General features: G+C 50.2%; 2 pseudogenes. One reads left to right on the top strand and one right to left on the bottom strand.

Going from position 1 to position 1,772, the window contains the following annotated elements:
* Positions 1-203, top strand: a pseudogene (locus IQ219_RS20300) (MBL fold metallo-hydrolase); the annotation flags it as partial.
* Between the two features lie 94 nt (positions 204-297).
* Here the strand turns inward: IQ219_RS20300 and secA are convergent.
* Positions 298-1,772, bottom strand: a pseudogene (gene secA, locus IQ219_RS19380) (preprotein translocase subunit SecA); the annotation flags it as partial.

Raw genomic sequence — 1,772 nt, 5'->3', positions numbered from 1 at the left:
CACTACGGCAGACAAAAACGTTCCATTGGCCCCGCCAACAAGCCAGCGTGGAAAAAATTTATCGCTATCTGGATGAAAACAATCTACCCCTGAGAGCGGTTTGCCCGGGGGGGCATGTGGGCTATTTGCGGGGGGAAGACTGGTGCTTGAATCCAAGCAACGCACTGGAATCAATGCTCAGCGAATTTCAAGCAAAGGTCTAACGGAGCCTAGAACCATCTACGCACCCAATCAGACCGGGGAAATAGCGTTTGTCTAGTTCCCCTCTCCCCCCAAAAAACTGAGCAAGCATTGGGGTTAAACGGCTTGGGGTTGTTGCTGGGGTTGGAACTGGAAGAGAGAATAAACCACGTTACGGCGGATATCAATCATCATTTCCAGGAACATTTCATAACCCTCCTGTTTATATTCAATTAGGGGATCTTTTTGTCCATAACCTCGCAAACCAATGGACTCCCGCAGGGCCTCCATGGACTGGAGGTGTTCCCGCCAAAGATTATCAATCTGTTGCAGGATGAAATATCGCTCCGCTTCCCGCATTAAACCGGGACGCACTTTGTCCACCTGGTTCTCCTTGAGATCATAGGCTTTGCGGACTTCTTCATGGAAAAAGGTTTTCATTTCCCACACGGTCATATCTCCCAAGTCTTCCACCGTTAAGTCCTCGAGCAGATAGACAAATTGCTTAGCCTTATCGAGCATATTTTCCACGTCCCATTCCTCCGGTGGTAATTCCGGATTAACGTAGGCATCGACGATTTCATCCATGGTTTTTTCGGCATAGACCAATACCTGTTCCTTCAGGTCTAGTCCCTCCAATACCCGTCGCCGCTCTGCATAAATGGCCTTCCTCTGGTTATTCATCACTTCGTCATACTCAAACACCTGCTTACGGATGTCGTAGTAATAGGTTTCCACCTTTTTCTGGGCCCCCTCCAGGGAACCGGTGAGCATTTTCGATTCAATGGGCATATCCTCTTCCACTCGGAACATGTTCATCAGCCCCGCCACTCGATCGCCGCCAAAAATGCGCAAGAGGTTATCTTCCAAGCTGAGGAAAAAGCGAGTGGATCCGGGGTCCCCTTGGCGACCAGCCCGGCCCCGCAGTTGGTTATCTACTCGACGGGATTCATGGCGCTCTGTACCAATAACGTGTAATCCCCCCAGCTCAACCACCTCTTTATGTTCCGCCGAAGTCAGTACCTCATACTCCCGGCGAATTTGGTTGTAAACTTCCCGCAGTTTGAGAATGACCAGATCATCGGTGGGCCCCTTCTCCGAGGCGATCGCCAATTTATCTTCTGCTTCTAGTTCCGTTAGACTTTGTAGACCGTACTGGTCCACCGCAAACTTCACCGCTTTTTTGAGCAGATCTTCTGTTTCTTGGCTAATAGTAGTGGGATAAATATCTGGAGAAACCTGCCAGGTTTTGACTTTTTTCTTGCCATTTTGGTTACCAAAGCCCTGGGGTTTTTCTCGACCGCTCACCCAACCTGTTACTCCAGCCCCCAACTCATCATCTTCGGGGCGGACAATTTTAGGCATCAAATATTCCCGCACTTTCAGGCGGGCCATGTAATCCGCATTACCCCCCAGAATAATATCTGTACCTCGACCAGCCATGTTGGTGGCAATGGTCACCGCCCCCTTTCTTCCTGCTTGGGCGACAATTTCTGATTCCCGTTCCACATTCTCTGGGCGAGCATTGAGCAGGTTGTGGTGAATGCCGCTGGCCTGTAACAGCCGGGAAATAACCTCCGACTTTTCCACAC

Origin of the sequence: Synechocystis sp. LEGE 06083 (assembly GCF_015207725.1) — a bacterium.
Classification (GTDB): domain Bacteria; phylum Cyanobacteriota; class Cyanobacteriia; order Cyanobacteriales; family Microcystaceae; genus Synechocystis; species Synechocystis salina.
Note: the sequence above shows the minus strand (reverse complement) of the source record. Positions and strands in the feature narration are given on the sequence as shown.